Source organism: Ruegeria sp. O11 (assembly GCF_056535285.1).
This window is the reverse complement of sequence record NZ_JBQERS010000003.1, coordinates 245,429-263,943: the sequence shown is the minus strand read 5'-3', so window position 1 is coordinate 263,943 and position 18,515 is coordinate 245,429. Positions and strand designations below refer to the sequence as shown.

Sequence of the window (18,515 nt, the reverse complement as noted above, 5' to 3'; positions counted from 1 at the left end):
CATGAGCAGCAGAGAGATCCGCGGCGGGCTGCAGATCGACCCGGTTCTGGTGGACTTCATCGAACAGAAGGCACTGCCGGGCACAAAGGTCACGGCTGATCAGTTCTGGTCGGGTCTGGAGCGTTTGGTAAATGAGCTGGGACCGAGGAACCGCGCGCTGTTGGAAAAGCGTGCCGACATTCAGGGGCGCATCGACGGTTGGCATGCGGCGCGGCGCGGCCTGCCCATCAATGCTGGCGAGTACCAGTCTTTCCTACGTGAGATTGGGTATCTGGTTGATGAAGGCAAGGATTTCGAAATCGAAACCACCAATGTCGATCCCGAAATCGCTCTGACACCAGGCCCGCAGTTGGTTGTGCCGATCACCAATGCACGCTTTGCGCTGAACGCGGCGAATGCCCGTTGGGGCAGTCTGTATGATGCGCTCTATGGCACAGATGCGTTGGGCGATCTACCGACTGGCAAGGACTATGACACGGAGCGGGGCGCGCGGGTCGTCAGCTGGGCCAAGGCCTTTTTGGATCAGGCCGTACCGTTGGCCGACGGTTCCTGGTCGGATGTGTCAGGGCTGAGCGTTCAGAACGGAGCGCTGATGCCGACCCTGGCCGATGCGTCTCAGTTCGCAGGCTACGGTGGCGCAGCCGAGAACCCGGAATTTGTCCTGCTCCGCAACAACGGTCTGCACATCCAGATCAAGGTTGATGTGCTAAGCGCAATTGGCGCAACCGATCTGGCGGGTATTTCTGATGTGCGTCTTGAATCCGCGCTTTCAACGATCATGGATTGTGAGGACTCAGTCGCCTGTGTCGACGCGACCGACAAGGTGCTGGCCTACAGAAACTGGCTGGGCCTGATGGCTGGCGACTTGACCGAGGAGGTCACAAAAGGCGGTGCTACGCTCACCCGCAAACTTGCGGGGGATCTAGTCTATTCAGCACCCGATGGCACGTCGGCCACGTTGAAAGGCCGCTCGCTGATGCTGGTGCGAAATGTGGGCCACCTGATGACCAACCCCGCCGTTCTGGATGCCGAAGGGCGCGAGATTGGTGAGGGTCTGATGGATGCGCTTTGCACCACGCTGATCTCTATGCACGATCTGCAGCGTGAGGGCGGCAACTCGGTCACCGGCTCGGTCTATGTGGTCAAACCCAAGATGCACGGCCCCGAAGAGGTCGCGTTCGCGGTCGAGATTTTTGACATGGTCGAGGACATTCTGGGCCTGCCACGGAATACCGTAAAGCTTGGCATCATGGATGAGGAACGTCGCACCTCGGCCAACCTCAAGGAATGCATCCGCGCCGCGAAATCACGCGTCGCATTCATCAATACTGGCTTTCTTGATCGCACAGGGGATGAAATTCACACCTCGATGGAGGCGGGACCGATGCTGCCCAAGGGCGATATCAAGGAGACGCCTTGGATTGCGTCCTACGAGGATCGCAACGTCGATATCGGATTAGCCTGTGGCCTAAAGGGTAAGGCACAGATCGGAAAAGGCATGTGGGCAATGCCGGATCGAATGGAGGATATGCTGGCGGCCAAGATCGGTCACCCTCAAGCGGGCGCAACCTGCGCCTGGGTGCCTTCGCCCACTGCCGCAACCTTGCACGCAACGCATTACCACAAGGTCGATGTGCTGGCGCGTCAGGACGAGTTGGCCGCTGGTGCTGCTCGGGGGACGCTGGATGATCTGTTGACGGTGCCACTGTTGGGTGGTCGCAATCTCAGCGCTGAGGAGATTACCCGTGAGATCGAGAACAATGCTCAGGGCATATTGGGTTATGTTGTGCGCTGGGTCGATCAAGGCGTCGGCTGCTCGAAAGTGCCGGATATCAACGACGTTGGTCTGATGGAAGACCGCGCGACCTGCCGGATTTCGTCTCAGGCGTTGGCGAACTGGTTGCATCATGATCTGATCAGTCAGGAGCAGGTGATGGCAGCGCTGCAGAAAATGGCTGCTGTAGTGGATCGGCAGAATGCGGATGATCCGTCCTATAAGCCGATGACGCCGGGTTTTGACGGGATCGCCTTTCAGGCGGCGTGTGATCTGGTATTCCGTGGGCGAGTGCAGCCCTCAGGATATACTGAACCGGTGCTGCACGCGCGCCGGTTAGAACTGAAGGCAAGCTTGCGCTAAGGGTAGGGGCGGGAACGAGGGGGCCGTCTGCCCCCTCGCGCTCCCCCGAGGATATTTTGGGCCAGATGAAAGGGATCGGGCATGGTTATTTCATTGCGCAAAGCGCGGACCATCATTCGAAAAGCGCTGGAAAAAGGGCGTGAGATGGAGCTGAAGCCCCTCTCGGTTGTAGTTCTGGATGCGGGCGGTCACGTGATCGCTTTTGAACGCGAAGACGGTGCCGCGCCGGGGCGGTTTGCAATTGCGCATGGCAAAGCATACGGATCGGTGATGCTGGGCATGGCGGGTACTGCGCAGATGCAGCGCGCCGAGGGGCAGGCCTATTTCATGGCGGCGGTGAACGGGGTTTACGGCGGTCAGGTTGTACCAGTCCCAGGCGGAGTTTTGGTACGTGACCGCAAGGGTGCAGTGATTGGTGCCGTGGGCGCCACTGGCGACACGTCCGACAATGACGCCCAAGCCGCGCTAGTTGGCATTGAGGGTGCCGGGCTCGTGGGCGAGATCTAAAACCCTCGGATCGATTTTACAGGTGATGTGCGCGGCTGAACACTCGCTTGCGCTGCCATGCAGGGTCTGTGTCGTTGCGCGCGGCTCGGGCTGCCGATAGGTTTCGCAGAATACCTGCGAAACAAAGGACTTGGAATGGCGCGCCCCGTTGTTGGAATTATCGGCAACTCTTACTTGATGAATGATCAGTACCCGACGCATGCGGGCGGGACGATGAATTCTGATGCGGTGTCCAACGTATCGGATTGTCTGCCTTTGCTGATACCTGCTGATCCGCGCTATGTATCGGTCGACGAATTGCTAGAGGTTTGCGACGGTTTTTTGCTGACAGGCGGGCGCCCCAATGTTCATCCTGAAGAATATGGCGAGCCCGCAACCGAAGCGCATGGTGAGTTCGACCGCGCACGGGATGCGATCACGCTGCCTCTGGTCCGGGCTTGTGCCGAGCGGGGGCAGCCGTTTTTTGGGATCTGCCGAGGATTTCAGGAAGTGAACGTCGCCTTGGGTGGCACGCTTTATCCCGAAATTCGCGATCTTCCTGGGCGCCAGAACCACCGAATGCCACCCGATGGCACGTTAGAGGAAAAGTTCGCCCTGCGGCACGTCGTGAAGATGATCGAAGGTGGAGTTTTCCACCGCTTGTTGGGTGCGGCTGAAGTGATGACCAACACACTTCACGGGCAGGGGATCAAAACATTGGGCGAGAATGTGGTGATTGACGGCCACGCCCCTGATGGAACGCCCGAGGCGATTTATGTCAAGGACGCGCCCGGATTTACCCTGTCGGTCCAGTGGCATCCAGAGTGGGATGCGGCGAATGACCCGGTCTCGCGGCCGCTGTTCCAGGCGTTCGGTCGCGCTGTACACACTTGGGCCGAAGGGAATGAAGCGGCTCGTTTCCAGCGCACGGCCTGAAGGCGAATTGGCCCGACGCGGCGCCGGACCAAATCGTTCTTAGACCATCAAGTTGAACTGATTGTTCAGCGGCAGGCTGCGCGCGCGCTCTCCGGTCAGATCAAACAACGCGTTCCCCAAAGCGGGCATCGAGGGCGGAGTACCCGGCTCACCGACACCACCCAGATGTTTCTGGGTTTCGAGTACGCGGACTTCTGTTACCGGAGTGCTGTGCATCCGAAGCCCGTCATAGTCCGGGAAGTTCAGTTGTTCGACTTCACCATCCGAGAAGGTGATCTCGCCTGTGGTCGCGGCCGAAAGGCCATAGATCATGCCGCCAATCATCTGCGCTTCAACTGTTGCCGGATCGAGCGCGAGGCCGACATCGCAGGCGATCCAGGCCTTGCGGATGCGGATGGTTCCATCCTCGTCCACCACCTCGATCACCTGCGCGACCGGGGTCCCAAAGCTGTAAGTCATGGCCACGCCACGTCCGACACCATTTGGGGTCTTGCCGGTCCAACCTGACATCTCCTTGACGGCTTCAAGACATCCCGCAGCTGGGGCGAATTCGGTCTTGGTCAGTTCAATCCGAAAGTCCAGCGGATCACGCCCGGCTGCATGGGCCATCTCGTCCAAAAAGGTCTCGTGAAAGAAACCATTGTGGCTGTTGCCGACCGAGCGCCAGAACCCAACCGGTACGGCCAGATCAGCGATGTGGCCGCTCATGCGATAATTCGGAACGGCGTAAGGTTGGTTGAAGAATCCTTCGACAAGGACTTTGTCGGGTCCCCCGCCGGAAAAGCCGGTATATCGCTTCACGGCTTGCTGGGTTGGGGATTGGGAGGCGACCTTGCCGTCGATCAGAACGGCTTTGCCGTCTTTCACCGCACCACGCATCCGGGCCATGGCACCTGGACGGTAGTAATCGTGGCGCATATCCTCTTCACGGCTCCAGGTGGTCTGAACCGGGGTGCCGGGCATCGCCATGGCGATTTTGGTTGCAATCTCGCCGAAATCCAGCTCGCCCCGGCGGCCGAAGCCTCCACCCAAATAGGTGGTGTGAATCTGAACTGCCTCGGTCTCAAGCCCGGCGGTGTTGGCCACCCGCATCTGGATCAGCGTCGGCGCCTGATTGCCGCACCACAGGTCCAGCTTGTTACCGGTATAGAGCGCCGTGGCGTTCATCGGTTCCATCGTGGCATGGGCCAGATAGGGCACGGTGTATTCCGCCGTGATCTCGGTCGCACCTTCGGGTAGGGTTTCGACATCGCCATCATCGCGCATGGTCGAGTTCGGCGCGTCATCGAACGCCTTGGCAATTTGCGCGAATATCGCGTTGGTTTCGGGCGGATAGGGGGCTTCACCCCAATCCACGTCGATCGCCTCGACCGCCTGCATGGCAAGCCATGTGTTGTTGGCAATCACCGCGACGCCGGTGCCCAGATCGACGATCTTTTCAACACCGGGCATGGATTCGGCCGCGCTGGCGTCAAAACCGTTCATTGCGCCGCCCAGCTTGGGGTTCATGCGGACCGAGGCGAATTTCAGGCCCTCGGGACGCACGTCGATGCCAAATTCGGCGGTGCCGGTGGATTTGCCCGGAATGTCGATGCGGGGCAGGGATTTGCCGATCAAACGCCATTCGGACGGGTCACGCAGGGTGACCTCGGGTGGCTCGATCTGGCCTGCGGCCTCGGCCAGTTCGGTATAGGGAATGCGCGTGCCATCCGGGGCAACGACCGCGCCACTTTCAGTCTTGAGCTGGTCGCGCTCGACGCCCAACCGATCCGCTGCAGCCTGTTTCAGCGTCTCGCGCGCGGTGGCACCGGCCATCCGCATCCTCTCGAACCCGTCTTTCATCGAGGTCGAGCCCCCGGTGACCTGCAGGCTGAGTGTTCGGCCCAAAACGCCCAGTGCCTCACCCAGATTGTGCTGGAAATCCGAGACGTCATAGCCTTTATTTGGCAGGCTTTCCCCCATGAGGGCGTGGTTGTAGTAAGCAGCCGCAGCTGGTCCGTGCAGTACGCGGATATCGTCCAGTTCGACATCCAATTCTTCGGCGATCAGCGCCGCCCAGGTGGTCATCACGCCCTGACCCATCTCAGCACGCGGCGCGAACAGGGTCACGCCCTGCTGGTCGATCAGAACAAAGGGGCTGAGCGCGGTTTCACCTTCACGCGGCTTCAGCGGATTCGCGGCAGGACGAGTGACATAATAGGCGCCAAAGGCCACGCCACCGACAATGGCAGCTGATCCGATCAGGAAGGTGCGGCGCAGGATTTTTCCGATACTTGCCATGGATCAGGCCTTCTTCAGTTTGGATGCGGCGTCGTGGATGGCGGCGCGGATGCGGGGATAGGTGCCGCAGCGGCATAGGTTGCCCTGCATGGCGTCGTCGATTTCAGCGTCCGATGGGGCCGGGTTCTCGGCCAGCAAAGCTGCGGCCTGCATGATCTGACCCGACTGGCAATAGCCGCATTGCGCCACTTGGTGATCAACCCAGGCTTTCTGGATAGTTGCCATGGCGTCAGGCGTACCAAGCCCTTCGACCGTGGTGACATCTCCCCAAACATCCGAAAGTGCCACCTGGCAGGACCGCACGGCCTCACCATCAATATGAACTGTGCAGGCACCGCAGGCGGCCACGCCGCAACCGAACTTAGTGCCGGTCAGTCCAACCTCATCTCGCAGCACCCACAGCAAGGGCACATCATCAGGCAGATCAACCTGATGGGTCTTTCCGTTGATCTTTAGGGCCGTCGCCATGGCGCACCTCTCTTAGCTTTGGCTGGTTTCTGACATATTTAATGAAAAGTGTCAGCTTGTCAATTGACAAAATAAACAAGAAATGTCAGAGGTTCTCTCATGACGAGTGCAAGTGAAGAATCCAAGACTGCGGCCATTCTGAGTTCGGCTTTTCGAGCCTTCGCAGCTTATGGGTTTCGCAAGACCTCCATGGATGACATCGCCAAAGGGGCAGGGATGTCGCGGCCCGCAGTATATCTGCATTACAAAAATAAAGAGGCCATCGTCCGCGAGCTGACTCAGTATTACTACGACGAAAAAGTCATACTGGTGGCTGAGGCATTGGCCGGTGAAGGCTCTTTGCCGGAAATTCTTGCAGGCGCCGTCCAAGCACAATCCCAAGGGATGGCCGAGATTTTGGCATCGCCACATGGGCTTGAAATGCTCGATGCAACAAAGTCCATGTCGACCGACATCGTTCAGGAGGGTGAGGCCAAACTAACGCGTCTTTACGCGGATTGGTTGCGTCGTGAAAATTCTGCTGGTCGTGCGCATTTGCCGGTTGGACCGGATGAGGCCGCAAAAACGATAACAACATCGTTGAAGGGCATCAAAATGACGGCCTCCAGCGCTGAAGAATTCGAGCAGGGCATTTCGCAATTGGCCACGCTGTTGGGCGCGGCACTGGAGATCAGGTAACGCGCTGACGGATCTTGTATTCCGGCTTGTCCCACAATTTGTTGGTGATGATGTCGGCGAGAATTTGGGCGGCCTGTTCCACATCACCTTCATCGATATACAACGGCGTGAAGCCGAAACGCATGATATCGGGCGCTCGGAAATCACCGATCATGCCACGCGCGATCAAGGCCTGCATGGCAGCGTAACCTTCATCAAAATGAAACGAGACCTGACTGCCGCGCTGGGCAGGATCACGGGGGCTCGCCAGGGATAAGTCGGGGCAGGTGGCTTCGACGCGAGCGATGAACAACTCGGTCAATTCGATGGATTTGGCACGCACATCGGCCATTTCGGCCATATCCCAGATATCCATCGCCGCCGACAAGGCGGCCATCTGGATGACCGGTGGGGTGCCGACCCGCATCCGCTCGATCCCGGCACCGGGGCGATAGTCGAGATCGAAAGCAAAGGGGGCTTCATGCCCCAACCAGCCCGAAAGCGCCGGGCGCACTTTTCCAGACAAGCGTGAGGCCACATAGATAAAGGCGGGCGCACCCGGGCCACCGTTGAGATATTTGTACGTGCAGCCAACAGCGAAATCCGCATTGCAGCCGGACAGATCAACCGGGACGGCCCCCGCAGAGTGTGCCAGATCCCAGACCGTCACGACGCCATTGGCATGGGCGAGTTCGGTCAGTGCTTTCATGTCATGCATACGACCCGAGCGATAGTCAACTTCGGTCAGCATCAGAACCGCGACCTCTTCGGTGATATGCTTGGCAACATCTTGAGGGTCGACCACGCGCAATTCATAGTCGGGCCCCAGTGACCGCAGCAGACCGTCGGCCATGTATAAGTCAGACGGGAAATTGCCGTTGTCAGACAGGACTACTCTGCGAGTAGGGTTCAGTTCTAGCGCTGAGGCAACCGCCTGATACACCTTGATCGACAGAGTATCGCCCACCACAACGCTGCCAGGCTCTGCACCGATCAACCGTCCGATCCTGTCGCCCAATCCGGTCGGCATACCCATCCATCCGGCCTTGTTCCACCCGGTGATGAGCATCTGCCCCCATTCATCCTTCAACATGCTCTCGACGCGGTTCGCCGCTGATTTAGGCAAAGGACCCAGGGAGTTGCCGTCCAGATACAACACGCCTTCGGGTAGATTGAACATGGATTTGGTTGTGGCGAAATCGGTCATGGATTTTCTTTTCTACAGCTTTGGTTCGGATGTTTGACTTTGGCCTATCTGATCTGAACCAACCTGTCCATTCTTGGCACCTCGTGCCTTGCTGGCTTGAACGTGCGCTTACTTTTCAGGATGGGACAACCTTTGCTTTTGCCTTCAAAGTCAGAAAGCGATAACACAGCGCCCAGAAACGACATGCGTGGGTGTGTGTCACCGCTTTGGGGAAGGCCATGCGCTGGATCGATCTTCCACCTGTTTGGCTTGTGGGTTTTGCCGCGTTGGCTTGGGTGCAAGCGCGCGTGCTGCCGATGGGGCTGTCTTTGAACGGGGCGGTGACGGATTTGCTCAGCGGCATTCTTGTCGGAGGCGGCATTATTCTTGCGATCATGGCTGTGGTCGAATTCCGCCGTCACCGCACCACTGTTCTTCCGCATGAAACGCCGTCAACGATGGTTCAATCCGGTATCTATAGACGCAGCCGCAACCCGATTTATTTGGGCGATGTGCTGATATTGGCGGGATTGATCTTGCGCTTCGACGCGGTGTTGTCGTTGGTGTTGCTTCCGATCTTTGTCTGGCTTTTGGAGCGCCGTTTTATCATTCCCGAGGAAGACCGGTTGCGCCGCACATTCCGCGCCGATTTCGCGCGCTACGAACGCAAAACACGGCGATGGATTTAAGGGTGTGTTCATCATGACACAGCACTACAATTGCTGCGCTTGCGAAATAATCTTGCGCAGGATACATGTCTGCTTGTCATTCTATGCTGAACACCCACCTGGCCTGAATCTAAAATTAGGGGGAACCGACTGGTGAAAATTGGGACGCCAAAGGAAACGTATAAGGGCGAGAACCGGGTCGCGATGACTCCGGACTCGGCCGTGCAGTTGCAGAAACTGGGTTTTGAATGCCTGATCGAAAAAGGCGCGGGCGCTGCTGCGGGGTTTTCGGATGCCGCTTATGAAGCTGCTGGCGTTGAGGTCATGAAGACCGCAGCCTCGCTTTGGAAAGCGGCAGATATCATTGCCAAGGTTCGTCAGCCTGATGCCACCGAGCTGAAGCGGCTGAACAAGGACAAGACCCTGATTTCTTTCTTCAACCCTGCCGGCAACGAAGAGGGAATGGAGGCCGCAAAGTCCAAGGGCGCGACTGTCATCGCGATGGAGATGGTGCCGCGTATTTCGCGCGCGCAGAAGATGGACGCGCTGTCTTCGATGGCCAATATCGCCGGTTACCGCGCGGTGATCGAGGCGGGCAACAACTTTGGTCGATTCTTTACCGGTCAGGTGACGGCGGCCGGTAAAGTTCCGCCTGCCAAGGTGCTGATCGTAGGCGCTGGCGTGGCGGGGCTGGCGGCGATCGGGACGTCGACTTCGTTAGGTGCGATCACCTATGCGTTTGATGTGCGTCCGGAAGTGGCCGAGCAGGTCGAATCCATGGGGGCCGAGTTCGTCTATCTGGACTTCGAGGAAGAACAGCAAGACGGAGCGGCGACCGGTGGTTACGCCTCGGTCCAGTCTGAAGAATTCCGCGAGGCACAACTGGCCAAGTTCCGCGAGCTTGCTCCGGAAATGGATATCGTCATAACCACTGCGCTGATCCCAAACCGCGAAGCACCCGAGCTTTGGACCAAGGACATGGTCGAGGCGATGAAGCCGGGTTCGGTCATCGTTGATTTGGCTGCAGAAAAGGGCGGCAACTGTAAGCTCACCGTGCCGGATGAGAAGATCGTGACCGACAACGGCGTGACCATCATCGGCTATACTGACTTCCCCAGCCGGATGGCAGCGCAGTCTTCGTCGCTGTATGCGACCAACATCCGACACATGATGACCGACCTGACGCCCGAGAAGGACGGCAAAGTCAATCACGACATGGAAGATGACGTGATCCGCGGCGCGACCGTGACCCACGAGGGTGAGATCACCTTCCCTCCGCCACCGCCCAAGGTGCAGGCGATTGCGGCGCAGAAAAAGCCTGAAGTCAAAGAACTGACCCCTGAAGAGAAAAAAGCGCAGGAAATCGCGGCCTTCAAGGCGCAAACCAAGCAGCAGTTCACCCTGCTTGGAGTCGGTGGCGCGCTGATGCTGCTGGTCGGGTTGGTTGCTCCGGCCAGCTTCATGCAGCATTTTATCGTCTTTGTGTTGGCGATCTTCGTGGGCTTCCAAGTGATCTGGAACGTCTCACACAGCTTACACACTCCGCTGATGGCGATCACTAACGCGATCTCGTCGATCATCATCGTCGGGGCCTTGATGCAGATCGGATCGGGGTCGTTCCTGGTCATTCTGCTGGCAGCGCTTAGCGTCTTCATGGCCGGGATCAACATCTTCGGCGGCTTCCTCGTAACCCGGCGCATGCTCGCCATGTTCCAGAAATCTTAAGGAGGCCGGGCACATGGAATTTGGCTTCACTACTGCCGCCTACGTTGTTGCGGCTGTTCTGTTCATCCTTTCGCTCGGCGGTCTGTCGAACCAAGAAAGCGCTAAGCGCGCGGTTTGGTACGGCATCGTCGGTATGGCGCTGGCGGTCTTTGCCACGCTGGTTGGCCCGGGTTCCGGCCTGTGGTTGCTGTCGCTGCTGCTGATCGTCGGCGGCGGTCTGATCGGTCAGTACGTGGCGCAGCGCGTCCAGATGACCGAGATGCCGCAGCTTGTGGCCGCGATGCACTCGCTGGTCGGTCTGGCGGCTGTGTTCGTGGGTTTCAATGCGCATTTTGAGATTGGCAACGTGGCGCAAGTCATGGCTATTGCTGACAGCGCGAAAGAAGCGGACCTGTCCAATCTGGGCGCCTTTGCCAAGCTGATTGCTAAGAAAACATCGGCCGAGCTGGCGATCCTGCACGTAGAACTGTTCTTGGGCATCTTTATTGGTGCGATCACCTTTACTGGCTCAGTCGTGGCCTATGGCAAGCTGGCCGGGAAGGTGACTTCGGCTGCGACCAAGCTACCCGGCGGTCACGCGCTAAACGCGGCGGCTGCGGGTCTCTCGCTGATCTGCTTGGTGTGGTACACCTCGACCGGTGGCTTCTTTCCGTTGTTCCTGATGACGCTGGCGGCGCTGTTTATCGGCTATCACCTGATCATGGGCATCGGTGGTGCCGACATGCCGGTGGTTGTGTCGATGCTGAACTCGTATTCGGGCTGGGCAGCGGCGGCCATTGGTTTCTCGCTGGGCAACGACCTGCTGATTGTGGTTGGTGCGCTGGTGGGCTCGTCTGGTGCGATCCTGTCTTACATCATGTGCAAGGCGATGAACCGTCACTTTGTGAGCGTGATTTTGGGCGGCTTTGGCGGCCCTCAGGGTGAACAGATGGCTGTTGAAGGCGAGCAGGTAGCGATTGAAGCCGACGGCGTGGCTGCGGCTCTGAACGACGCCGATAGCATCGTCATCATCCCCGGTTACGGCATGGCCGTGGCGCAGGCGCAGCAATCGGTCAGTGAACTGGTCCGTAAGCTGCGTGCCAAAGGCAAGAACGTGCGCTTTGCGATCCACCCAGTTGCGGGTCGTCTGCCCGGCCATATGAACGTTCTGCTGGCCGAGGCAAAGGTGCCGTATGATATCGTTCTGGAAATGGACGAGATCAATGATGACTTCCCTGACACGGATGTCGCCATCGTCATCGGCTCGAACGACATCGTGAACCCTGCAGCGCAGGAGGACCCCAACAGCCCGATCGCCGGGATGCCGGTTCTGGAATGCTGGAAGGCGAAACAGGTGTTCGTGTCGAAACGCGGTCAGGGTACCGGGTATTCTGGAATCGAAAACCCGCTGTTCTTCAAGGAAAACACCCGCATGTTCTATGGCGATGCAAAGGCGTCCTTGGACAAACTGTTGCCAATGATCGATTGATCACGGGACATGACCAAATTGCAAAGGGCGCCTTGGGGCCAAGGCCCTATAGGTAAATGTTGAAAGAGGTTGAGAGTTCAGCCTCTTTCCTTTTGTGCTCAGATTGAGAAGTTCGAAAATTGCCGCCAACTATCAGACGTTCGATTTTGGTGCAGCGAAGGACCGCTTCGAGCCCAAACTTGCCGCTGGAGGATAGGTTGCGAACGTCTGCTTTGCCCTCTCTCTCACTGAACTCGGGCTACGGTTGTGGTTTTGAGCACCGGGTTTCGAAAGGGAGTTACGCTACATTCGGCTTTCAACGCGAACCTGTGTTGCTAAAACTGTGACAAGCTTCTTGAAAACGGAGTTTTCAACTTTGTCAGAGAAGCCTTCCAATCATAATTAGCCTGCAACTCTGCATTGACTTGACGGGCGGGTTAATCAGCGGAAGCTGGCCTACAGAATACCAAGTATGAGGATGAGGTTTCGTGTTTTTTCTGTCTTATAAGTTGAATCTCAACCTCAGCCCGAACACCAGAGGGTCATCATCGGTGAAGCCGGGATTGTTCAGATACTGGACATCTGCCGTAAGCGCGAGGTTGTCGGAAATATCTAAGCGATAAAACGCTTCGACGGTGGTTTGCGTGTCAAGGTTTTGATCGGATGGGTCGGCGACCGTCACGCCAAACCCGATCAAGTCGTCATAAAACCCGGGGCGCCACATGACCCCGGCGTTGACCGCACGTCTGGCAATCGGGGCATCGCCGTCGGACCAGCCAAGGCGACCGAACAGCATAATGCTTTCGTCAAGGGTCACATTGCCTGACAGCATCGCTCCGTGACTGCTGGGCACACCAGCGTCATCTCTGTCATCCACATGGAATACACCGAGATGAACATTGGTGAGGTATCGCTGGTCTCTGGCAGGCGTCCAGCCGATCTCACCGTAGGTGAAAAACTCCGAACCGCCGGGAAACCAGTCTACATCCGTCAATGATCCATTGGCATCGCTGACCAAGCCAAGCGCATAGATCTGATCTGTAAAGTAACCTCCGCCAGCAACGCCAAAGCCAGGATCGGGAATGGGAAGGACTGGACTGAACAGAATTGAAAAATTCGAAAAAGTCGTGCGCGGGTTCACGTAGCCAAGGATATCGGAATAGTCGCCGGGGTCAATGCGACCGGCCACGAAGCCTCCGTTGATCCCGGACAGGGCCTGCGACCAATACGCGACCGACAGTGTAGAGTCCGTGTCGCTGAATGTCGTTGCCGTGACACCGAGATACCCAATTTCGCCCGCGAGACTGCCCGGCGCGATATCCGTGCCCAAACGATGACGGTTTTCGAGGATAAAGACGAAACTGCCTGCATTGTCGGTCCCACGATTCAGCAATTCCCAGTTGCCAATGATCCGCGCCTGCCCCGAAGCGGCCTCGTCGGTGCCACTCAGGCTGTCTGAAGACTTCTGGTAGAGCGCTTGGTAGTCGAAGGACAAATTCAACCCAGTGCGTTTGGCAAAAGCCTCGCGCGACTGTTCGAGGGGATCGAAAAACCGATCCAGCCCCGGCAATCTGGAATCCTCAAGACGCCGGAGCCTGTCCTGCTCTAATTGCGCCTGAGCCGACGCTGGCCCCCCAAGCGATGCGGTGGCAGCCGCCTCCAACTGCCGTACCGTGCTGTTTTCTTGGGCTGACGCGCCCGAAGCGATGGCACCGGCAAATAAGAAAGCAACTATTTTGATGTGCTTCTTGGTCATACTCGTCCTTCGTTTAGGGCGGCAGCGGGTCATTCACGAATCAACCGGCCCGTGCGCGGCATATTTTCAAAGCGACCTACTCTCCCCAATTCGCTTCATAAAGGCGCATCAGATTGCCACCCATCAATCCGCGGATTTCGCTCTCGCTCCAACCGTGCTGTTCCTCCAGAACTCGGGAAACCGCCCATGCGTCGGCGGGCGGGGCCATCTGAGTTGGCAGACCATATCCCTGTTCCGGCGGGTACTTTTCGGGATTCCCAATAATTGGACCAAGTGCGACTGCATAGTTCTCGACATAATCGACGCCGAAGCAGGTTGCCTGTTTTCCGACAAGTTGACCGATGTAGTTGATATGCTTGGCAATGGCCTCCGGCGTAGCCTGAACTTGCCCATTCAGAAAGCCACCAAGGAAATTCACGCATACAACGCCACCGGTAGCAGCGACGGCTCGGATTGCTTCATCCGATACATTTCGAAGGTTCTCGTACAACGCGTACGAGTTGCTATGCGAAATCATCATCGGCTTGGTGGTAAGCTCTGCTGCTTCTATGCAAGTTTCCCATGAAGAGTGTGAGCAATCGACGATCATGCCAACACGGTTCATCTCGGCGACCACAGCTGCGCCCAGCTCGGTAACGCCCATGTCACTCGCCAAGGGGTCATTGTCGACCATACCAGCAGAATAGGGGCCGGTTTGATTGTACGAAAAATTCATCTGGCGGATTCCGAGATCCCAATAGCGCTGAACGTTCGCGATATCCTCGTCGAGCATATCCATGCTTTGCGAGTTCAGCATCACAGCAACAACGCCTGCCTCCTTGGCATCAATCAAATCCTGAACTGTCGTCGCCAGCGTGAAACGGTCAGAGTTTTCGTCAATCCACGCCTTCATGACATCAATCCGTTAGAGAACGGCGAGAGCACCTTCGGAGCCGTTGGATATCGTTGTGCTGAACGCAGCGTATCCATACTCCTCGTAATGATTGGCAAGGCTCTCCCAATCCTTGAGCAGGAAGTCGATACTCTCGAACCCGGGCGAGCCGACCGCAAGCGCATCGATCATTAGGGCGTCGACATACCGCTCCCGATATGCCAAATCGCCCTGCCTCGCCTCATCCCCGCGGGGATCAGCCATTTCCACAAGTTTCTCGATACGCGCGGCGATTTCCTCTTCGCTTGGCGGTGCTTGTGCAAAAACCGGACCGCTCAAAACCACCGCTGCAAGAGCAAGTTTGGTAACCTTTTTCATGCTTTCATCTCCTTTTTCACGACCCGTTACTTCAGATCATCCTGCGCTTTGATCTCAGGTGCGCGGGACAACGCTTCGGCCATGTCCGCGCTGCTCATCAGTTCGATCATCTGGTAGTCATCGAGCAGCCCATCCCCAAGACGGCTGACGTAAAACGCCTGAATGAACGTGGGATCGTCAGGTAGCGAAACGGTGATGTAGTTTTTCCCGTTTCCGAGGCCCCAGTAGTAACTGAGAAGCTCCCCGCCAAGCGCCTCAATTCCACCTTTGACGCTAGCTGCGCGATCACCTGGATTTGCGATCTGCATTTCCCACGCGGCACTGTTGGACGTGCCGATGAAGAGAAATGTGCGCATGTTTTGGCTGTCTTCTGCATTGACCAATGTGGCGTATCCCGCCAGAAGAGCGCCCAGCATAAGATGTTTCATTGTGCGTCCTTTCAATGCTGAGCCTGCGGCGAGACGAAACAGGCTACTGTTTGGATGCTCGCGCCAAAAAAGGCGCGATCCGGCGCAGGCATAGGCAGAGTACAAAAAACCTCTGCTTATCACTCCAGCGTGTTCTTGTAGATCACGCCGTCTTTCATGATCATTCGAATGCTTGGGACATCCTGCCCGCGTGGCGGCGCATCAAACCATGTGTCCACCGCGCCGATGGCCGAGATGTCTTCAAGTGGGTTCCCGTCTACGATCAGAATGTCGGCGTAGGCGCCTTCTTCGATCACACCAAGCTTGCCTTCAGGGTAAGGGTTTCCTCGCCCGGTCAGCGCCGCCAGTTCGCCACCATTTGAGGTCATCATCTGCAATGCCCAGAGGTTGCCAAACTCACGCGCGACAAACGCCTTCGTAAAATCCATTGACTGGCGATAAGGGACACCCGTGAGAAGCACGTAATCGGAATCGAACACCATCTTCGGCTTGTATTTTTTTACAAGATCCATCAGCTGCTTGCTGTTTTCCCGCAACCACAGAAACTTCGCCGTCGGCGGGAAAGTCGGGTCCTGATGCATCGGGTGTTCCAGAGCTTCGGGCGCAAGCGCAGTCAGGTTGGGCGAAAAGAACGCCTCTTTTTCGACCAGCTTCTGCATCGTCGGTTCGGTAATGGTCAGGCCGTGGTCTACCACTTTGACACCAAGATCGAGCGCACGGGACAGGTCGCTGTCCATAAATACGTGCATAGCGACGTATGAGTCCATATCGCCTGCAACCTCTACTGCAGCAGAAATCTCTTCGTTTGTGAAAGCAGACTGATATATCGGGTCCTTGATCGATGTCACGCCACCGCTGACCATGATCTTGAGATAGTTTGCCCCTAAAGCAAAATTCCTCCTCGCACCCTGAAGCACCTCGGCGGGCCCGTCCACCAATCTGGTGATCTCCAGTCGCTCAAGATTGCTCTCGTTCTTGCGCTGACCAGCGATACCCCAGTCGCCGTGTCCGCCCGTTTGGCTAAGGCATGCGCCGGAGGAATAAATTCTTGGGCCGGGAAGTGATCCTTCATCAATAACCGCTCTCAGCCCACCATGAGCGCCGCACATATCGCGAACCGTTGTAAAGCCCATCGCCAACATTTCCTGCGCGAATGCGGCAGCACGTGCGCCAATCTCTTCCCATGTGGTGTCCTGAAGCACCGGGATAGTCCCGTTCTTGTACATGTTCACATGCACATGGCTGTCGATAAGTCCAGGCATGAGCGTACGACCGTCTCCGTCAATGACGGTCACATCCACTTCTTTGGTCTCGATGCCGCGTTCCGTTTGAACGGTGAAGGAGTAGCCGTCGATGCCGCCGACTGGATCAGGCAACCGCTTGGATCCCCCGGTGCGCACATCGACTTCCCACTTCCCGCCCTCAGGAATGTCAGCGTCAATCTTGTGAATCTTGTTGCCTACCACGAGCACGTCGACGTCCTTGAGTCCGTCATTCACTCCATCAAAAACCATCACATTCTTGAAGAGTGTAACAGGGGGGATGTCACCTGTGGCCTCTTGTGCAAAAGCCGCGCTTGTTGTGAGAGCCAGTGCGCTCGCCATCATTGTAGATTTGCCGAGGTATTTCATAGGCTTCCTTTCCCTTCCGCTATCGGGGTGCGCGGGGTGCCGAGGTTAATTCACCCCGCGCGACACTCAATCGAGTGTATTCTTGTAAATCACGCCGTTTTTCATGATGATTTTCAGATTGGCGTCCGGCTCGGCCAGCAGCAGGATGTCCTCCAGCGGGTTGCCATCGACCAGCAGAAGATCGGCATAGGCACCTTCCTCGACCACGCCGAGGGGGCCGTCTTGATACGGGTTGTTCAAGCCGGTCAGTTGGTTCATGCGGGCGCCGTTCGACGTTGCGATGCGCAGAATGTCATATGCGCTGAAACCCGCTTCGTGCAGATATCCGATTTCGTCGTTCATCTTCTTGTCCTGCTCAAGCGTCTGATCCCAGTTGTTCACAAGGTCTGTGCCCAGTGTGTAGAGATCAATCATGCCCGGCGTCGTCTGGATCACTTCGATCATATTGGCCGCAGCATCCCGCACACTTTTCCATTTCACGAAGGACGCTGGCGTGTAAAAGGCTTCCGCTTGTTCGGTGGTCACCGAGTAGACCGGGGCCACCGCCGTCGCGAACATGATCTGCTTTTCGACCATGATCTCGGCAGCCTCCTTGGTTAGGAACGGGATGTGTTCAATCGTCTTGGCACCATTGTCGATGCAGTTGCGGATCGCCTGTTCGGTGAACACATGGCAGGTGACATAGGTGCCCCACTGCGCGGCCGTTTTGACCGCCATCTGAATCTCGTCAGCCTGATACTGAAGTGAGTGCAGCGGATCGAACTCTGACGTAACCCCGCCGCTGACCATGATCTTGATCTGGGTTGCCCCGCGACGCAGGTTTTCACGCACAGCCATTCGGATTTGCTCAGGTCCGTCGGCGATAAAGCTCATGTCCGTTTCGACCCAATGCGACGGCCCCTGACCCGACAATGTGGGATGCCGGTCGTTTAGTTTGCGGAAATCAGCATGGCCGGATGTCTGGGTGATAAACGCTTCCGAGGAATAGATACGTGGGCCCGGAAACATTCCGGTGTCAATTATGCGGGCGATGGATTTGGCCGGTCCTCCAAGGTCGCGCACGGTTGTGAACCCGTTCATGAGAATGCGCTGGGACCGGATCGTGGCGACGCCGCCAAGATGAAAGGGCGTGATATTCTGGCGTAACCCGTCGCTGAGCGGATTGAATACTGTAAGATGCACGTGCTGGTCATGCATACCCGGCATCAACGTGCGCCCACCGCCGTCGATGATCTGGACATTCGCTACAGCCAGAGGCTCGGTCGAAACTTCGGCAATCAGGTTGTCAACCACCAGAACATTGGCATTTTCGATCCGCTCTTCGTTCACGCCGTCAAAGACATGCACGTTGGTGAAGAGGATCGGAAAGCTTTCCTCTTGAGCAAATGAATATGTTGCGACCGCTGAAAGAAAAGTGGCGACCGTTAAACTTTTGAACATTTTGGAGTTCCTTCGTGGCAA

Annotated in this window: 16 protein-coding genes; 7 read left to right on the top strand and 9 right to left on the bottom strand. The window is 57.1% G+C overall.

Annotation, left to right across the window (positions count from 1 at the left end):
* The first annotated feature begins 1 nt into the window (after position 1).
* The 3 genes from ACRZ91_RS09570 to ACRZ91_RS09560 all read left to right on the top strand — a co-directional run bounded on the left by ACRZ91_RS09570 (position 2) and on the right by ACRZ91_RS09560 (position 3,559).
* Complete coding sequence (locus ACRZ91_RS09570) at positions 2–2,137, top strand: malate synthase G (RefSeq protein ID WP_480904645.1); 2,136 nt, start codon at positions 2–4, stop codon at positions 2,135–2,137.
* 81 nt (positions 2,138–2,218) lie between these two features.
* Positions 2,219–2,644 carry a GlcG/HbpS family heme-binding protein gene (locus tag ACRZ91_RS09565; protein ID WP_480904643.1) on the top strand — a complete coding sequence of 142 codons (426 nt, stop codon included), beginning with the start codon at positions 2,219–2,221 and terminating at the stop codon, positions 2,642–2,644.
* 135 nt (positions 2,645–2,779) lie between these two features.
* Positions 2,780–3,559: a gamma-glutamyl-gamma-aminobutyrate hydrolase family protein gene (locus ACRZ91_RS09560; RefSeq protein WP_480904640.1), complete on the top strand. Its 780-nt coding sequence runs from the start codon at positions 2,780–2,782 to the stop codon at positions 3,557–3,559.
* A gap of 39 nt (positions 3,560–3,598) precedes the next feature.
* Here ACRZ91_RS09560 and ACRZ91_RS09555 read toward each other — a convergent pair whose 3' ends face one another.
* On the bottom strand, positions 3,599–5,839 hold the full coding sequence (locus ACRZ91_RS09555) for a xanthine dehydrogenase family protein molybdopterin-binding subunit (RefSeq protein ID WP_480904637.1): 2,241 nt from the start codon (positions 5,837–5,839) through the stop codon (positions 3,599–3,601).
* 3 nt (positions 5,840–5,842) lie between these two features.
* Complete coding sequence (locus tag ACRZ91_RS09550) at positions 5,843–6,307, bottom strand: (2Fe-2S)-binding protein (RefSeq protein ID WP_480904635.1); 465 nt, start codon at positions 6,305–6,307, stop codon at positions 5,843–5,845.
* Between the two features lie 99 nt (positions 6,308–6,406).
* Between ACRZ91_RS09550 and ACRZ91_RS09545 the strand changes: the two genes are divergently transcribed.
* Positions 6,407–6,985, top strand: a complete 579-nt coding sequence (locus ACRZ91_RS09545) for a TetR/AcrR family transcriptional regulator (RefSeq protein WP_480873486.1) — start codon at positions 6,407–6,409, stop codon at positions 6,983–6,985.
* Here ACRZ91_RS09545 and kynU read toward each other — a convergent pair.
* A complete protein-coding gene (gene kynU / locus ACRZ91_RS09540) occupies positions 6,978–8,171 on the bottom strand; it encodes a kynureninase (protein WP_480904632.1) in 1,194 nt (397 codons plus the stop codon). The genes ACRZ91_RS09545 and kynU overlap by 8 nt on opposite strands.
* Before the next feature lie 218 nt (positions 8,172–8,389).
* Here kynU and ACRZ91_RS09535 point away from each other — a divergent pair, with 218 nt between their 5' ends.
* The 3 genes from ACRZ91_RS09535 (at position 8,390) to ACRZ91_RS09525 (ending at position 12,011) form a co-directional block, all read left to right on the top strand.
* Entirely contained in the window at positions 8,390–8,839 is a 450-nt protein-coding gene (locus ACRZ91_RS09535; protein ID WP_480904629.1) for a methyltransferase family protein, read from the top strand.
* Between the two features lie 132 nt (positions 8,840–8,971).
* Positions 8,972–10,543: a Re/Si-specific NAD(P)(+) transhydrogenase subunit alpha gene (locus tag ACRZ91_RS09530; protein ID WP_170476607.1), complete on the top strand. Its 1,572-nt coding sequence runs from the start codon at positions 8,972–8,974 to the stop codon at positions 10,541–10,543.
* 13 nt (positions 10,544–10,556) lie between these two features.
* A complete protein-coding gene (locus tag ACRZ91_RS09525) occupies positions 10,557–12,011 on the top strand; it encodes an NAD(P)(+) transhydrogenase (Re/Si-specific) subunit beta (protein WP_170476605.1) in 1,455 nt (484 codons plus the stop codon).
* A 481-nt stretch (positions 12,012–12,492) separates the two neighbouring features.
* Here ACRZ91_RS09525 and ACRZ91_RS09520 read toward each other — a convergent pair whose 3' ends face one another.
* From ACRZ91_RS09520 to ACRZ91_RS09495, 6 genes are all read right to left on the bottom strand, one after another.
* Positions 12,493–13,746 carry a carbohydrate porin gene (locus tag ACRZ91_RS09520; protein WP_170568150.1) on the bottom strand — a complete coding sequence of 418 codons (1,254 nt, stop codon included), beginning with the start codon at positions 13,744–13,746 and terminating at the stop codon, positions 12,493–12,495.
* A gap of 76 nt (positions 13,747–13,822) precedes the next feature.
* Positions 13,823–14,638 carry a dipeptidase gene (locus ACRZ91_RS09515; RefSeq protein WP_480904623.1) on the bottom strand — a complete coding sequence of 272 codons (816 nt, stop codon included), beginning with the start codon at positions 14,636–14,638 and terminating at the stop codon, positions 13,823–13,825.
* A gap of 12 nt (positions 14,639–14,650) precedes the next feature.
* The gene (locus tag ACRZ91_RS09510; RefSeq protein WP_480904620.1) at positions 14,651–14,995 is read right to left on the bottom strand and encodes a hypothetical protein; all 345 of its coding nucleotides are present in this window, start codon (positions 14,993–14,995) and stop codon (positions 14,651–14,653) included.
* A gap of 26 nt (positions 14,996–15,021) precedes the next feature.
* Entirely contained in the window at positions 15,022–15,423 is a 402-nt protein-coding gene (locus tag ACRZ91_RS09505) for a hypothetical protein (protein ID WP_480904617.1), read from the bottom strand.
* 119 nt (positions 15,424–15,542) lie between these two features.
* Complete coding sequence (locus ACRZ91_RS09500) at positions 15,543–17,054, bottom strand: metal-dependent hydrolase family protein (RefSeq protein WP_170666093.1); 1,512 nt, start codon at positions 17,052–17,054, stop codon at positions 15,543–15,545.
* A 66-nt stretch (positions 17,055–17,120) separates the two neighbouring features.
* Positions 17,121–18,494: a metal-dependent hydrolase family protein gene (locus ACRZ91_RS09495; protein ID WP_170568146.1), complete on the bottom strand. Its 1,374-nt coding sequence runs from the start codon at positions 18,492–18,494 to the stop codon at positions 17,121–17,123.
* Positions 18,495–18,515 lie beyond the last annotated feature (21 nt).

Excerpts from the sequence above, each read along its gene's own strand:
- ACRZ91_RS09570 (WP_480904645.1), top strand. The coding sequence starts at position 2 with ATGAGCAGCAGAGAGATCCGCGGCGGGCTGCAGATCGACCCGGTTCTG.
- ACRZ91_RS09565 (WP_480904643.1), top strand. The coding sequence starts at position 2,219 with ATGGTTATTTCATTGCGCAAAGCGCGGACCATCATTCGAAAAGCGCTG.
- ACRZ91_RS09495 (WP_170568146.1), bottom strand. The coding sequence starts at position 18,494 with ATGTTCAAAAGTTTAACGGTCGCCACTTTTCTTTCAGCGGTCGCAACA.
- ACRZ91_RS09525 (WP_170476605.1), top strand. The coding sequence starts at position 10,557 with ATGGAATTTGGCTTCACTACTGCCGCCTACGTTGTTGCGGCTGTTCTG.
- ACRZ91_RS09510 (WP_480904620.1), bottom strand. The coding sequence starts at position 14,995 with ATGAAAAAGGTTACCAAACTTGCTCTTGCAGCGGTGGTTTTGAGCGGT.
- ACRZ91_RS09545 (WP_480873486.1), top strand. The coding sequence starts at position 6,407 with ATGACGAGTGCAAGTGAAGAATCCAAGACTGCGGCCATTCTGAGTTCG.
- ACRZ91_RS09550 (WP_480904635.1), bottom strand. The coding sequence starts at position 6,307 with ATGGCGACGGCCCTAAAGATCAACGGAAAGACCCATCAGGTTGATCTG.
- ACRZ91_RS09520 (WP_170568150.1), bottom strand. The coding sequence starts at position 13,746 with ATGACCAAGAAGCACATCAAAATAGTTGCTTTCTTATTTGCCGGTGCC.
- ACRZ91_RS09515 (WP_480904623.1), bottom strand. The coding sequence starts at position 14,638 with ATGAAGGCGTGGATTGACGAAAACTCTGACCGTTTCACGCTGGCGACG.
- ACRZ91_RS09505 (WP_480904617.1), bottom strand. The coding sequence starts at position 15,423 with ATGAAACATCTTATGCTGGGCGCTCTTCTGGCGGGATACGCCACATTG.
- ACRZ91_RS09535 (WP_480904629.1), top strand. The coding sequence starts at position 8,390 with ATGCGCTGGATCGATCTTCCACCTGTTTGGCTTGTGGGTTTTGCCGCG.
- ACRZ91_RS09560 (WP_480904640.1), top strand. The coding sequence starts at position 2,780 with ATGGCGCGCCCCGTTGTTGGAATTATCGGCAACTCTTACTTGATGAAT.
- kynU (WP_480904632.1), bottom strand. The coding sequence starts at position 8,171 with ATGACCGATTTCGCCACAACCAAATCCATGTTCAATCTACCCGAAGGC.
- ACRZ91_RS09555 (WP_480904637.1), bottom strand. The coding sequence starts at position 5,839 with ATGGCAAGTATCGGAAAAATCCTGCGCCGCACCTTCCTGATCGGATCA.
- ACRZ91_RS09500 (WP_170666093.1), bottom strand. The coding sequence starts at position 17,054 with ATGAAATACCTCGGCAAATCTACAATGATGGCGAGCGCACTGGCTCTC.